Annotated in this window: 12 protein-coding genes and 1 pseudogene; 4 read left to right on the forward strand and 9 right to left on the reverse strand. The window is 61.1% G+C overall.

Features of this window, described 5'->3' with window-relative positions; genetic code table 11:
• Nucleotides 1-65 precede the first annotated feature (65 nt).
• The 3 genes from LQ231_RS25115 to LQ231_RS25125 are packed head-to-tail and all read right to left on the reverse strand — an operon-like array spanning nt 66 to nt 3,804.
• Entirely contained in the window at nt 66-1,154 is a 1,089-nt protein-coding gene (locus tag LQ231_RS25115; RefSeq protein WP_230174830.1) for a DUF917 family protein, read from the reverse strand.
• Between the two features lie 2 nt (nt 1,155-1,156).
• Nucleotides 1,157-2,425 carry a Zn-dependent hydrolase gene (locus tag LQ231_RS25120; protein ID WP_230174832.1) on the reverse strand — a complete coding sequence of 423 codons (1,269 nt, stop codon included), beginning with the start codon at nt 2,423-2,425 and terminating at the stop codon, nt 1,157-1,159.
• Entirely contained in the window at nt 2,422-3,804 is a 1,383-nt protein-coding gene (locus LQ231_RS25125) for an amidohydrolase family protein (RefSeq protein WP_230174833.1), read from the reverse strand. Before LQ231_RS25125 ends, LQ231_RS25120 begins: the two co-directional genes overlap by 4 nt.
• Before the next feature lie 184 nt (nt 3,805-3,988).
• Here LQ231_RS25125 and LQ231_RS25130 point away from each other — a divergent pair.
• Nucleotides 3,989-5,200: pseudogene (locus LQ231_RS25130) on the forward strand (LysR family transcriptional regulator); the annotation flags it as partial.
• Between the two features lie 44 nt (nt 5,201-5,244).
• Here the strand turns inward: LQ231_RS25130 and LQ231_RS25135 are convergent.
• The 4 genes from LQ231_RS25135 to LQ231_RS25150 all read right to left on the reverse strand — a co-directional run bounded on the left by LQ231_RS25135 (nt 5,245) and on the right by LQ231_RS25150 (nt 8,454).
• Nucleotides 5,245-6,765, reverse strand: coding sequence for an aromatic amino acid ammonia-lyase (locus LQ231_RS25135; protein ID WP_230174835.1), 1,521 nt, complete (start codon nt 6,763-6,765; stop codon nt 5,245-5,247).
• A 175-nt stretch (nt 6,766-6,940) separates the two neighbouring features.
• Complete coding sequence (locus tag LQ231_RS25140; protein ID WP_230174836.1) at nt 6,941-7,345, reverse strand: type II toxin-antitoxin system VapC family toxin; 405 nt, start codon at nt 7,343-7,345, stop codon at nt 6,941-6,943.
• A complete protein-coding gene (locus LQ231_RS25145) occupies nt 7,342-7,578 on the reverse strand; it encodes an AbrB/MazE/SpoVT family DNA-binding domain-containing protein (RefSeq protein ID WP_230174837.1) in 237 nt (78 codons plus the stop codon). Before LQ231_RS25145 ends, LQ231_RS25140 begins: the two co-directional genes overlap by 4 nt.
• 72 nt (nt 7,579-7,650) lie before the next feature.
• Nucleotides 7,651-8,454: a class I SAM-dependent methyltransferase gene (locus LQ231_RS25150; RefSeq protein ID WP_230174838.1), complete on the reverse strand. Its 804-nt coding sequence runs from the start codon at nt 8,452-8,454 to the stop codon at nt 7,651-7,653.
• Between the two features lie 115 nt (nt 8,455-8,569).
• Here LQ231_RS25150 and LQ231_RS25155 point away from each other — a divergent pair, with 115 nt between their 5' ends.
• The 3 genes from LQ231_RS25155 (at nt 8,570) to LQ231_RS25165 (ending at nt 11,721) form a co-directional block, all read left to right on the forward strand.
• Complete coding sequence (locus LQ231_RS25155) at nt 8,570-9,709, forward strand: ABC transporter substrate-binding protein (RefSeq protein WP_230174839.1); 1,140 nt, start codon at nt 8,570-8,572, stop codon at nt 9,707-9,709.
• A gap of 198 nt (nt 9,710-9,907) precedes the next feature.
• Nucleotides 9,908-10,975: an iron ABC transporter permease gene (locus tag LQ231_RS25160; protein WP_230174840.1), complete on the forward strand. Its 1,068-nt coding sequence runs from the start codon at nt 9,908-9,910 to the stop codon at nt 10,973-10,975.
• Nucleotides 10,969-11,721, forward strand: a complete 753-nt coding sequence (locus LQ231_RS25165) for an ABC transporter ATP-binding protein (protein WP_113139809.1) — start codon at nt 10,969-10,971, stop codon at nt 11,719-11,721. The genes LQ231_RS25160 and LQ231_RS25165 overlap by 7 nt, the downstream gene beginning before the upstream one ends.
• A gap of 40 nt (nt 11,722-11,761) precedes the next feature.
• On the opposite strand, the gene LQ231_RS25170 is transcribed toward LQ231_RS25165, so the two are convergent.
• Together LQ231_RS25170 and LQ231_RS25175 are read right to left on the reverse strand one after the other, a co-directional pair.
• The gene (locus LQ231_RS25170; RefSeq protein ID WP_230174841.1) at nt 11,762-12,391 is read right to left on the reverse strand and encodes a YitT family protein; all 630 of its coding nucleotides are present in this window, start codon (nt 12,389-12,391) and stop codon (nt 11,762-11,764) included.
• Between the two features lie 6 nt (nt 12,392-12,397).
• Entirely contained in the window at nt 12,398-13,570 is a 1,173-nt protein-coding gene (locus LQ231_RS25175) for an amino acid aminotransferase (RefSeq protein ID WP_230174843.1), read from the reverse strand.
• Nucleotides 13,571-13,654: the final 84 nt, after the last annotated feature.

Here is a 13,654-nt window from a genome sequence, read left to right on the forward strand (position 1 = left end):
CTCTCACTCTCTTGTTCGAATACGGTGCGGGTGCAGTGACGGCAGGCAGGCCAGACTGGTTCAGATCAGCTCAGGGCATAGCGGGCGATCTCGATGCCCATGGCTTTTTCAACAGACGGATAGACGGCCGGATCCTTGACGCTGGAGGCGAGCGGGATCACGGTCTTGGGCACATGCAGGAGGAAGATCTTCATGCCGACCTGCAATTGTCCGACGCTCATGGCTTCGGCCTCGGCCGACAGTGTTGTGATGACATCCGGGAAGGTCGCGATGCGGTTTCCTGCCGCGTCGTCCACCGCCATGTATTCGTTCATAATGTGCAGGGTCACGGCCCTCTCGCCGGTGCCGAGCGTAACTGTGCCGATGTCGAATGCTTCGGCTGTGTAGACGACGTTCTTAGCCGTCACCTCCGCTTCCGCGAGAATGGCGCCATTGGTTGTGTCCACGATTGCATCGATCACCGCGTGCGAACCCTTGGCTTCTGCCGCAATCATCGCTTCGCCAAGCGCAAGTGCCATGCTGATGCCGCCAAGCGCTGCGTTGTCGCGCACATAGGATGCCTTGAGCGGATTGCGGCACGAGGCAATGAAGCCGCCGGACTGGTCGGCCGCGGTGCGCAGCACCGGTGAAACCTTGGCGGTGGCGCCGCGCACAACCAGCTCGATATAGCGATTGTCTGTACGGTTGCCGCCCACCGCCGTCTGGATCATCGGCTCCGGTGAACCCGCCATGCCGATCGAGCCCATGTCGCCGGTCGGGTGCGCACGAATGTCGCCCACGGCGTCGAGCACCTTGGTGCCTAGGATGGCCGATGGTAGCCAGGCATTCAGCGTCGAGGATTTGCCGTTCTGCCCAACCATCAGGGCGGCGAGCGGCTCACCCAGTGCTTTCTGCAGCAGTTGCACGGCCTTGATATAGTCGACGCCGCGCATCTCCCAGGGCGTCGTCGAGGCCGGTGCGCCGATGGCCGCAGCCGTGGCCACCCAGTCCGTGGCTGCGAGTTCGTCGATCGAGATCAGTTCCGGCTGCCCGGCATTGACGGCGGCGCGACCGAGCATGCGGCCATGATCGGCCCATCCGCCGCCACCCGCCGCATAGACGGACCCGCCACGCACTGCGGGCTCAATGTCCTTTTCGGTCAGAATGCGTCCCATGGTCAGTGCCTTTCTTTGTCCGTTGTCGTGCTCATCTCATTGTCCAGTCGCTTGACCGCTTCGAGCAGAACCATTGCACCGAGTGCGATGTCGTTGGTCTCGGCTAATTCTTCCGCCGCATGGCTGCGCCCGTCCCGGCAAGGAATGAAGATCATACCTGCCGGCGCCACCCTGGCAATGAAGGCGGCATCATGGCCCGCGCCGGATGCGAGCCGCCGGTGCCCTTCGCCGATCACGCCGGCGATGTCCGAAAGTACCTCCTGCAGATAGGAGTTCATCGGAACGGCGGCAGCTTCCGAGATCGGGTTGAGGCTGATGGTGGTGCCGCTCGCGGAGCCAATCTCGTGCGCGGTCTTCTGCAGGGCGCGGGCGAAGAGTTTTGCGTCCTCTGGTTTTTCTGCGCGGATGTCGATCAACATTCTGACATGCGATGGAATGACGTTTGCGGCATTGGGAAGCAGGGAGAATTCACCGACCGTTGCGGCAAAATGCGCCCTGCCACTGGCCATGGTCGTCGCCAATGCCTCGATATCCAGCACCATGCGCGACGCGGCAACCAGCGCATCGGCCCGTCGGTCCATCGGCGTCGTGCCAGCGTGATCGGCGCGACCTTCGATCTTGACTTCTATCCGCGTAATGCCGGCAATCGCCGTGACGACGCCGATCGACAGACGCTCGGCTTCCAAAATGGGTCCCTGCTCGATATGCAGTTCCAGAAAGGCGCGAATATCGGATCTGATCTCGTGACTTCCTGGATCGCCGCCGGCATTTGCGATGCCTTGGGCCAAGGTCTGTCCGTCGACCTCGCGCGACAGCCATTCGGACGGGCGGGTGCCGGCCATCGACCGGCTGCCGATACAAGAGACGCCAAAGATGGAGACTTCCTCGGCGAGGAAATCGACGATCTCGAGATCGTGCTCCAGGTCAATACCCTGCTCGGTCAACGTGCGGGCGACTTCGAGCGCAGCAATCACCCCAGCAATACCATCGAAGCGACCACCATCCGGCACAGTGTCGGAATGCGAGCCAAGCATGAGCGTACCGAGACTGGGGTTGTTGCCTGCCCGGCGTCCGACCAGATTGCCGCCGGCATCGACATGCACAGCGAGGCCAGCCTTGCGGAACTGTTCAGCAAGAAAAGACCGGCCTTCCAGATGCAGGGGTGTAAAGGCCCGACGCGTATAGGGCCTCCCTGGCTCCGTCAGGCCGGCAAGAGCGTCGATGTCAGCCGCGATACGTTCGGCCGAGGCGGGAAAGTTGCGCCGGTTCATGCGGCTGTTGCCCGATAGGGGTTGGCGGCCGGCGGGCGGATGAAACGGCCGCGGCCGGGTTGGCCAATGACGGTCTGACCGTCATAGACAAGTTCGCCGCGATTGTAGGTGGCGGAGACCCGATAAGGCAGACTCATCCCGTCATAGGGTGACCAGCCGGCAACATTGTTGCCGGTCTTTGAGGCATCATAGATGAAGGCTTCTGGTGTCAGCACGGCGATATCGGCGTCGCGACCGACGGCGAGTGCACCCTTTTGATGATCAATGCGGAAGTGCCGCGCGGGGTTATCGGCCATCAATCTGGCGCCCCAGGTCAGCGGAACACCGCGCTGGAGGGCGCCTTTGACGAAAAGCGGTATCATCATCTCGAGTCCCGGCAGGCCCGAGGCATTGTCCAGCATGTCGGGCCGGGTCTTGCGGTCGAGCGACCAACTGACATGGTCGGTGGCCAAAAGTGTCACGTTGCCAGCAGTCAACTGGCGCCAGAGCGCCTCGACTTCCGCGCGTGGCCGGATCGGCGGATTGCATTTCGATTTCCCGCCCAGGCGCTTGGCGTCGACTTCTTCATCCAGTGTCAGATAGTGGATCAGGCACTCGACCGTCGCCTGATGGCCCTGGGCCCGGTAGCCGGCGGCGATCTCGTAGCCGCGCGCCAGTGAACAATGCACAACATGGGCTGGGCAACCGGTCAGGGCGCCGGTCTCGTAAATCTCCAGCATCGCCAGAAGTTCGGTCAGTGGCGGGCGCGACAGCCCGTGGGCGGTGTAGTCAGCAATGCCGGCCGCCTTGACCTGATTCATTGCGAAGCGGACATATTCCTCGTTTTCATTATGCACACCGGCCGTAAGGCCTGTCTTGGCGACTTCGGCAAAACATTCGGCCAGAAGTGGCGTTATGATGCGCGGGAAACGCTTGGCATCTGTTCCGAATGTCGAGAACTTGAAGGCGGCGACGCCGGCTGCCGCTTGTTCAGCGATACGGGCGGCCCCCTCCTCGGGATCGACGGTGCCGTAAAGCGCGAAGTCGACGCGGGCTTGAGTGCTGGCATGAGCGACTTTTTCCGCAACTGCCTGTGCCGAACAGACAAGATGTCCCTCGTCATAGGGCATGTCGACAATCGTGGTAATGCCGCCTGCCGCGGCCGAGCGTGTCGACCAGATGAAATCCTCCTGGCCTTTCTGGGACAGGGAATGCACCTGGGCATCGATGGCACCGGGAAAGATCAGGGCGTCCGGAAGGACATGACGGTCCCGGGCCGCTGGCGCCGTTCCCTGGCCGACGAGCGCAACCACACCATCGCGCACCGCAACGAAGCCATTGTCCAAGATACGTTCGGGCAGGACCACCGCGCCGGACAGCACCAGATCGAAATCAGCCATTAGCATCACTCCACCTGCCGGTTGATCCGGCGCTGAACGGGAGATTAGGCATGCGCGCAGTTTTGTGGCATATCCCAATTCATGGACAAGTTATGCTTGCCACTGACATAGGCCGCCGGAATTGGGCCAACGGAATTGGGGCAAGGAAAGTGGGAAAGGCGCCAGATTGGATATCGCGACACTGATGACGGTGCATCACGTTTTGATCGATGGCGGGGTACGCAAGGCCGCCGCCCGCCTTGAACGTCCGGTATCCAGCGTTTCGGCGGCACTGGGCCGATTTCAGGCGGCAGTAGCCACGCCGCTGTTCGCACCGTCGGGCAGTCGCAACCTGCTGACGCTGGAAGGCCGTCGGCTAGAAAGTTCATTGTCGCGCGCGGCAGAGCTATCATTGGCGATAGCCAGGCTCGGCATTGATCCAATCGATGGCGCGATATCGGAAAGCCCCCTTCCCCTTCCCCTTCCCCTTCCCCTGCCCTCTGCCCCGCCTGATCTCCGCCAGGCAACACGTCTGTCGATTTCGCTTGCCACGCTGCAGCGCTTCCTGGTGATTGCCCGCGCGGGCAGCATACGCAGGGCTTCCCTGGAAATCGGCATGGGTCAGCCACAGCTGACCCGCCAGATGCAGCGGCTGGAGAGCGAACTGGGTGTCACGTTGATGCAACGCGGCCAGGCCGGTGTGGCCCTTACGGAATTCGGCCGCCGCCTGATGACGCTGGCCGAAGACCTCGACCAGGTCTGGGGCCGGCTCAATGAAGGCTCGGATGATCGCTTTCATCGGATTGGGGTGACAACACGGCTGGGTGCGGTATCCCCGCTTGGATCCGGTAGCCGGGTCGCCCGGATCATCGCAGCTCTCGTTGCCGCCTGGCCGAGGCGACGCGCCCGCGCGCCGCTGTTTGTGACATCGGCCAGCGCCGATGACTTGCTCGCTGGTTTGAGCGGCGGGCTTTATGATCTGGTTCTGGTTGATTGTGACCAGATACCGGATGGGCTCCTGGGGCGCCGTGTCTGGCAGTCCCGATTGGCACTGGTCGGGCCGACCGGCAGTTTTGCCGGCAAAACACTGGCGGATCTGCCGGAAATCCTGATGGCCAACAAGCTAGCGGCACCGTCTTCACGCACTGGCTTGCGCCAGAAGATTACCCAGCTGATCGCGGAGGAACTGCCGCGTGACCTGCGTGACCGCCTGTCGGTGACCGAGATTGACATGATTCCGGTGATTGCCAATCTCGTCGTCGATCACGGCTATCTGACAGTGATGCCGGTTTCCGCCCTTGCGGGCCTGGAGGCCGGTATGGATGCCATAGCGCTGCCCGAGCATTACGATATCGGACTGACACTGGTACGCAGGCCCTCGCCTGCGACCGACGGAGCGATGAAGGTCGCACTGGATATCTTGAGCGAATTGCCGCTGGAGCCCAATGCAAGACTATTGGATCAGAGGGCGAAAAAGCTGTCGAAGACGGGCAGCGGCGCCGCCGCGACGAGACGTGACAGCGTGCCGGTGGCGGCCAGATCCTCTTCCAGCGCCTCCACCTCCGAAGACAAGGGCCGGTCAGAGCGGTAGAAGCCGGAGTGACTGCGGGTGATCTCATGCAGCAAGGCGGCGACACCCTCCGGCCGATCGCCGAGGATATCCGTGCCCTGCGCGGCAAATAGAGCCTCAAGTGCTGCCATGCGCTTTAAGGCCTCGACCTGTCGCTCGAGCCGCTCGACGATCAGCGGTAGGAATGCCGCTTCGTCCTCGATACCGTCTGCCACAACCAGCGACTGAGGCGACAGGGCAGAGGTCATCGACAATACGCGGATATAGAGATCACCGACCAGTTTGAGGGCCGGGCCGAAGCCGGTTGCGACCGCGCCGGACGGTACGAGATTGACCGGCAAACCCCGTCTGCCACCATTGGCAAGCAGGACACAGCGGTTGAAGATATTGCGTGCGACATGGGCAAGAACCAACTGGCCCGCCTGAATGGCAATCGCTACTTCCAAGGGCAACGAACCGCCAGAAGTCAGGACTTCACCCTCGACCACGACAGGATTGTCATCGCTGCGCCCTGTGGCCTTCAAGACGACGGCACCGATACGCGCGATTTCGGCAACCGCGACACCAAAGATCTGCGGCAGCATGCGCAGGCTCAAGGGGTCCTGCACATGCGAGGCGTCTTTCCAGTCCCAATCGCTCGATGTTTCTGTCAGCCATCGGCCGATCTCGGATTGCATGGCGCAGCCGACCGTGATCGCCGACCGCCAGGGCGCGCGGGCCGCACCAAGTGTGGCCGAGGACATCAGCGCCGTTCCCATCAACACCCGCAGCACCTTGGCCGCATCGCGAAGTGCCACCGCGCTGGCTGCATAACCGACACCATTTACGGACAGTGAGGCGAGTGCGTCTCGTGGTGCGAGCCTGAGTGGACTGATGCCGACTTCGGGAAAAACATCCGAGGTCTTGCGGCGCAGGCCTTGGTAATAGACTTCGCCGACGCCGGTGAGGACCGAGCCGATCTGCCCCATCAGACCGATATCGGCGCAGCCGATGGATCCTGTCCGGCGCACAACCGGGATAACGTCCTTGTTCAGCAAGGCCAGAAAAGCCTCCACCAGTTCCGGCGAGCACCCGGCATAGCCGGTAAGTGCCGTATTAATGCGTATGGCAATGGCCTTGCGCACGGTGGGAACGGGGAATGGTGCACCTGTGCCGAAGTGATGGGCATGCACCAGGCCGAGGTTGAAGGTGCCGATTTCGTCCTCGCTCCAGTCGGTATCCTTCATCGCGCCGACGCCGGTATTGGCACCGTAGATGGTTTCGCCGCGGGCAATGGCTGTCTCGACGCCCTCGCGGCCTTTGCGCACGCGCGCCATGCCGGCGGGGCTTAAACTGACGGAAACGCGACCCGAGCCGATGGCATCGAGGGTGGCGAAGGTGAGAGACTGGGAATCAAGGACGATGCCGGACACGGGCGGGAATTTCTCCAACGTGCGGCGCAGGGGAACAGTCGTCGCGACGCATCATGCAAGAGATAATACAGGCCTTGGCATGCATGGCATATCCCAAATGCCGGACATTCTATGCGCGAATGCGACGCTTGCGCCCCTGGCAGGTTGTTGGCCAAGGGATTGGCGCCTACCCCGCTCATGTTTCAGGTGTGATCAGGACCAGCTTGGGAAAATAACTGCGATAGCGTCCGCTGTCGCGGGTCAAAACGGGGAAACCACCGATGGCAGCATGCGCTCCGATGAAGAAATCCGGCAGCACGCCGGTGCGTGATCCGCCGGCCTTGCGATAGGCGGTGAAGGCCTTACCGGCCAAAAAAAGGGCGGCCTTGGGCATTGGAGCATGAGTTAGTCCTGCAGCGTCGACAAATTCGTCCAGCCGTTCGATCTGTGCATAGCGCACGGCAAGTTCGGCATAGACAACGTCATTGATCAGGAGCGGACCTTCAAGTGCCGCAGCCTCCAGTCGCTCTATGGACCAGGTGGCCCATACCGGATCGTCGGTGACCAGATCGAGCAAAACATTGGTATCAACGAGGATCAAGCCTCGTCGCCCCGTGTCAGGGCCATGATCGCGTCGGTGCTCATGCCTACGCCTGCATGTCCGCGCAAGGCAGCAAAACGGCTTGGCTCGGCCTTCCGGTCGGAACGGGTCAGTACCACGCTGCCATCGGCGGCGCGGCGAAACTCGACCTCCGTGCCCGGCACAATGCCAAGCAGGTCGCGCACCGGTTTTGGGATCGTGACCTGTCCCTTTGATGTGACTGTTGTCGCCATGGCGCCCTCGGTAATACCTGATTGAGCGAAGGTATTACTTCCGGGCATGCGATGCAAGATGCAGGCGCGTGCCTATTTCTCGGCGCAGATGGCGTAGCGATGCTGTGTTGCCCGCTCCAGTCCCTTCAGGAAGGAAAAGTTCTGGCGTTGTGCGCGGTGGATTGCGCCAAGATCTGTATCGATGGTGATCTTGGTGAAGCCTGCTTGTTTCAGCAGTTCCGCAACTGCAACAGCATGGGCGCCCCGGGAAAAATGCACGCGCGAGAGGATACGATTGTGTGTTTCCGCCATATCGGCATTTGGCGCGCCATGCGTCGCATCCTTGGCAAACCCGATACGGGCCGCCCACTGCGTCAACCGTTTCATCAACCGGGTCAGGGGCGATACATTGACGAAGTCGCCATCGATGATGAGCACGCGCCCGCCGGGCTTCAGCACCCGGTGCCATTCGCGAAAGCAGGCAAGCGGGTCGACCAGCGTCCAAACAAGGTGGCGATTGGTGATCACATCATAGGACTGGTCACTTTCCATGGTGTTTTCGGCATCCCCCATCAGGAAGCGGATCTGCCGGCCACGTTTTTCCGCCTTCGCCCGCGCCCGCTCCAGCATGGGCTCGGCCCAGTCGAGGCCGGTGACCGTGAAGCCCAGATCGTCGAGGATATGCGATATGACGGCTGTACCACAGGCCAGATCCAGCGCGGCTCTGCCCTGCCCTACTCCAAGATGCTTGGCAAATAGCGCCTGCCAGGCGGCCCGCTCGCCTTCCGAGAATATCTCGTGACCGGGTTGGCTGTCGAATGTCTCTGCCCTTTGTGACCAATAGGCCTTTATCTCGTCGCGCAGATCATGGTTCGATAGAGAGCTAACAGCTTGCATTGGCTGGATCTTCCGGAAGTGATGGAGAGGTTGGAACACTTCTAAAAGATAATTCTTGACTGGGAAAGTCATAAAAACATAAATCACCGCATAATCTCAAACAGGAGACGCGACAGTGTTTTATCTCGACAGGGTGGCATCCGCCGCCGCGATTTCGCTCGTTCTTTTTTCCACGGCCGCCTATGCTGGCGAGACCGTGACGATCAAGGATATCACGGGCCGTGAAGTCGAGGTCAACGTGCCTGTCGAGCGCGTCATCCTCGGCGAAGGCCGCCAGATCTATTTCACCGCAGCGCTCGATACCGAAAACCCGTTTGGCCGTGTTGTCGGCTGGCGCGATGATTTCAAGAAGGCCGACCTCGACGGCTACAACATCTATCTCAAGAAGTTCCCCGAGATGGAGAAGATCCCGACCTTCGGCGGCATGAAGGACGGCACGTTCGATATCGAGCAGGCCGTGGTCCTTAAGCCCGATGTGATCATCATGAATACCGAGGCAAAGTCGGCGACCGAGGAAAGCGGCTATATCGAAAAGCTGGCTGCGGTCGGCATCCCGCTCGTCTACATCGACTTCCGCGAAAAGCCGATGGAACACACCGATGATTCCATGCGCATCATTGGCAAGCTGTTCGGTAAGGAAGAGCGCGCCGAAGAATTCGTCAAATTCCACGACGAGCAGATTGCCCGTGTCACCGACACGCTGGCCAAGGCTGCCGACTTGACGAAGCCTCTCGTGTTCATCGAGCGTGCCGGCGGCTACTCCGACGATTGCTGCATGTCCTTCGGCAACGAGAACTTCGGCAAGATGGTCGAGCTCGCCGGCGGCGTGAACATGGCCAAGGACATCATCCCTGGCACATTCGGTACCGTCAATCCCGAACAGATCATCGCATCGAACCCGGACCAGGTCATCGTCACCGGGTCCAACTGGGAGCTTTATGTTCCAGGTGGCAAGTGGATTGGCGTCGGTCCGGGCGCTGACAAGGCGGTCGCTGCCCAGAAGCTGTCCGATCTGATGAAGCGCCCCGGCTTTACCGACGTGAAGGCGGTCAAGGATGGCAATGTGCACGCCATCTGGCACCAGTTCTACAACAGCCCCTACCAGTTCGTCGCTGTCCAGCAGATCGCCAAGTGGCTGCATCCGGACCTGTTCAAGGATCTCGATGCCGATGCGACGTTCAAGGAAATGCACGAGCGTTTCCTGCCGGTCGACTACCAGCCGGGCTATTTCGCTTCGCTGAAGGCTGGCCTTTGATGGTTTTTGCCGGCGGGGAAACCCGCCGGCCTTTGTTTACGGGATGGGTTCCCGTGTTGGTCGCAAAAAACCGGACAATTCTTGCCCAGTTGCCGTTTTGGCGGCGCCTTCCTTCGCGGCCCCACAGGTCCACCAGAAACGCTCGCCGCAGGCTGCCAAGCCCGGCGATTTTGCTTTGCTTGAAAAGGATAACATTGGATGGCCGTCGTGACTGAAGACGTCGCCGGGGTTGAGGGGCGCGGTCGCTACCGTGCCTTGACCGCACGCCGCGTCCTGATTCTGAGCGCTTTGCTCATCGCACTGATTGTCAGTGTTGCCGTGGACATGGCACTCGGACCGGCGCGTTATACGCTGGCCCAGGTCGTTTCGACGATCTTGTCACCAAGTGAAGCCAATAACCAGCTGCGTGTCGTCATCTGGGATATCCGCATGCCGATCGCACTGATGGCGGTGACCGTCGGCGCCAGCCTGTCGCTCGCCGGTGCGCAGATGCAGACAATTCTGGCCAATCCTCTGGCAAGCCCGTTCACGCTCGGGATTTCAGCCGCTGCCGGTTTTGGGGCAGCGCTGGCACTGGTTGGCGGTGTGGCCGTGTTTCCGGCCGCGGTGCAATATATGGTGCCGATCAATGCGTTCCTGATGGCGATGCTCGCCTCGCTGTTCATCTACAGCGTCTCGACATTGCGTGGCGTAACGGTCGAGACAATCGTCCTGCTCGGCATTGCCCTGGTTTTCACCTTCAATGCACTGCTGTCGCTGCTGGAATATCTGGCCTCCGAACAGGCGCTTGCCGCCGTCGTGTTCTGGACCATGGGTTCGCTGACCAAGGCCACTTGGGCCAAGGTCGGTGTAACGGCGGCGGTGCTGGTGTTTTGCGTGCCGCTTTTTGCCCGCAAGGCCTGGGCTTTGACCGCCCTTCGTCTCGGTGATGACAAGGCAGCGTCCTTCGGCGTCAACGTCAAGGCCCTGCGGCTGGAGACGATGATGCTGGTCAGCCTGCTGGCGGCGATTCCCGTCTCCTTCGTCGGCACGATCGGCTTTATCGGCCTGGTTGGCCCGCATATCGCCCGCATGTTGGTCGGCGAAGATCAGCGCTTTTTCCTGCCGGGTTCGGTGATCTGTGGTGCATTGCTGCTGTCGGCGACCTCGGTCGTGTCGAAAATGCTGATCCCGGGTGCCATTCTGCCGATCGGGGTCATCACCGCGCTCGTTGGTGTGCCCTTCTTCTTCTCGCTGATTTTCACCCATCGGAGGCGCGCATGGTAGCCCTGAAGCTCGAGGCGCTTGGCGCCCACTATGGCCGCAACCGCATTTTCACCGATATCACCACCGGCGATATCGTCGGTGGCATGTTGACAGCGGTGATTGGCCCGAATGCTGCGGGAAAATCGACGTTGTTCAAACGCATCGCCGGCCTGTTGAAGGGCGCCGGCATCGTGCATGTCAGTGGCGAGGAAAGCCTGCGGCCGATCTGCTATATGCCGCAGGATACCGGCGCCAATGCCGTGCTCACTGTCTACGAAAGCGTTCTGCTCGCCTCCAAGCAGGGCTCCGGCTGGAAGGTGGCTGATCAGGAACTGGTCGATATCGACCGCATCCTCTCGTCACTGCGCATTACCGATCTTGCCTTCCGCGATCTGGGCGAATTGTCGGGTGGCCAGCGGCAACTGGTCGCCATTGCCCAGGCGCTGGTGCGCAAGCCACAAATTCTGCTGATGGACGAGCCGACGTCGGCTCTCGATCTCTTCCGGCAGATCGAGGTGCTGCAACACATGCACCAGCTTGCCCGCCAGACAGACATGGCCGTCCTGATAGCCCTGCATGACCTCAACCATGCGATGCGCTACTGCGAGCATTCCCTGGTCGTTGCCGACGGACGTCTTGTTGCCAATGGTCCGACTGCCGAAGTCATCACCCCTGCCCTGCTCCGGCAGGTTTACCGCGTGGATGCGCGGATCGAGAACTGTACGCAAGGTCGCCCGATGGTGATCGTGGATGCAGCCCTGGCCTGATCGAAGACGACGTTCTTGCTGTTTTCGGCAAGAGCGTTGCTCAGCTCAAGCCCATATAACGACCAGGCTTGTGGTTGATGGCGATGATCAGGTTCGCGATCGCAGCGCCCAACACTGAATAGGCCAGGCGGTCTGCCGGCAGGATGAAAAAGGCTGCGGCGAGGATTGCCAGATCGACGCCGAGCTGGACGTATCCGGCCCGAATTCCGAATTTCTCCTGCAGATAGAGCGCGAGGATGTTGATGCCGCCAAGGCCCGTGCGATGGCGAAACAGCATTAACAGGCCTGTGCCAATCAATCCGCCACCGATGATCGTCGCATAGAGCGGGTCGAGATGAGAGAAATCGATCCACGCCCCGTTGAGCTTTGACAGGATCGAAACCAGCGCCACGGCGGTGAATGTGCGGATGGTGAAACCCCAGCCCATGCGTTTGACCGCAAGGATATAGAACGGCAGGTTGACCAGGAAGAAGATCAGCCCGAAACCCCAGCCCGAGGCGTACGACATCAGCAAGGCCAGACCAGCGGAGGAGCCAACCGTCAGCATGGTCTTGGTGTAGATCAGTGTGCCGAGCGAGACGAAAAGCGTGCCGGACAGCATCGCCAAAACGTCTTCATAGAGCCGGTGGCGCTCGGCGGGCGCCATCGGGTTGACGGTTGCGGTGGTCATGGACCGTTATCCGAACAATGGCTTGAGGACAGAGGCAACCCGCGCGATGTCGGCACTTTTCAGCCCGGCGATGTTGATGCGGCCGGACGTCGGCATGTAGATGCCGTGATCCTTGCGCAGATCCAGCACGTCGCTCTCGCTCAGCGGCAGCAGGGAGAACATGCCCTGTTGCTCGGCAATCTGTGGCGCAAGCTGCCAGCTATCAGATAGCGCATTGGCCAGTTCCCGGCGCAGACCATTGAGCCGGTCGCGCATCGAATTCAGTTCATCGATCCAGTCGCGGCGCAACGTGTCTGAGGCGAGAATCGTGCGAACGACCGCAGCACCGTGATCCGGCGGCATGGAATAGCTTGTGCGGGCCATGGTGACCAGATTGGAGCGGGCGATATCGGCGGCAGTCTGCGTTTCGGCGACGGCAAAGATCGCGCCGGTGCGTTCGCGGTAGATGCCGAAGGATTTCGAGCAGGAGACGGCGACCAGCGCTTCGGGCGCAGCGGCAATCACCTCACGCAGGCCGGCCACGTCTTCCTCGATGCCCGTGCCGAAACCTTGGTAAGCGGAATCGATCAGTGGGATGAGCCGGCGCTCGGCAATGATGGCCGCCAGTTCCTGCCATTGCGCGGCGGTGAGACCAGCGCCTGTGGGATTGTGGCAGCTTGCATGGAGCAGCACCGCATCGCCTGCCTGGGCGCCGGTCATCGCCTTCATCATGCTGGCAAAGCGCACCGCCTGGCTCGGCACGTCAAAATAGGGATAGGTTTCAACCGTAAGACCGGTCGCACCGAATATACCGGCATGGTTTGGCCAGCTTGGCACGCCGAGCCAGAGGCGGCGGGTTCCGGCACGGGTAAACAGGTCAGACGCTAGTCGGAGTGCGCCGGAGCCTCCCGGGGTCTGAACCCCTGCCGCGAATTTGCCGGTTCCCGTGCCGCCAACCAGATCCCACAGCAGGTCCAGGAAGATCCGGTCGCCTTCTGGCGCCACATAGGACTTGCTGTCCTGGGTTTCGAGCAACTGCTTTTCGGCGGCCTTGACGGCGCGCAACACCGGCGTGCGCCCAAGGTCATCGCGGTAGACGCCGACTCCGAGATCGATCTTGTCTGTCCGCGCATCTGCATTGTAGAGCCCGATCAAGGCGAGCAAGGGATCGTTCGGTTGGGAGGCGAGCGTGTCGAACATGGAGGGCCTTTGCCGCTGGATCTATGGTTGGGCAAATCATAACGATTCGCAGGCGCAAAGTCCTCCACGATTTTTAATCGTCGT

Origin of the sequence: Rhizobium sp. CECT 9324, from assembly GCF_918741265.1 — a bacterium.
GTDB lineage: Bacteria > Pseudomonadota > Alphaproteobacteria > Rhizobiales > Rhizobiaceae > Allorhizobium.